General features: G+C 63.8%; 1 protein-coding gene. It reads left to right on the top strand.

The window, feature by feature from the left end; genetic code table 11:
- Positions 1–663 (top strand): MFS transporter (locus tag EN750_RS37710; RefSeq protein ID WP_145968353.1); only part of this gene is annotated, 663 nt, incomplete at both ends.

Raw genomic sequence — 663 nt, 5'->3', positions numbered from 1 at the left:
CGTTCGGGCCGCGCGTGCCATTCTATTTCGCCGCCGGGCTCGCCTTCGTGAATTTCCTCATTGCGTTGTTTTTCCTCCCGGAAACGCTCGATGACAAGCATCGCCGCCGCTTCGAGTGGAAACGCGCCAACCCGGTCGGCACGCTGCTGCAGATGCGCCAATATCAAGGCATCGGCTGGATCGGGCTTGTCTTCTTCCTGATGACGCTCGGACACATGATGTATCCGGCGGTCTGGTCGTTCGTCTCCAGCTACCGCTATGGCTGGAGCGAGCAGCAGATCGGCTTCTCGCTCGGCGCCTTCGGCCTGTGCGGTGCGATCGTCATGGCGACGGTGCTGCCGCGCGTGATCCCGAGGCTTGGCGAGTGGAAGACGGCGGTCATCGGCCTGACATTCACGGCAGCCAGCGCTTTCGGCTATGCCTTCGCGTCGCAAGGCTGGATGATCTATGCGGTGATCGTCGTCGGCTGTCTGGAAGCACTGGCCGATCCGCCGCTGAGGAGCCTCGCCGCCGCCAAGGTGCCGCCTTCGGCGCAGGGCGAGTTGCAGGGCGCGATGACCTCGATCTTCTCGATCACCTCGATCATCACGCCGCTGCTCTATACGGCGATCTTTTCCTGGTTCACCGGGCCAAGCGCGCCGGTGACCTTCGGCGGTGCGCCCT

Source organism: Mesorhizobium sp. M7A.F.Ca.ET.027.03.2.1 (assembly GCF_003999175.1).
Lineage (GTDB): Bacteria > Pseudomonadota > Alphaproteobacteria > Rhizobiales > Rhizobiaceae > Mesorhizobium.
Note: the sequence above shows the minus strand (reverse complement) of the source record. Positions and strands in the feature narration are given on the sequence as shown.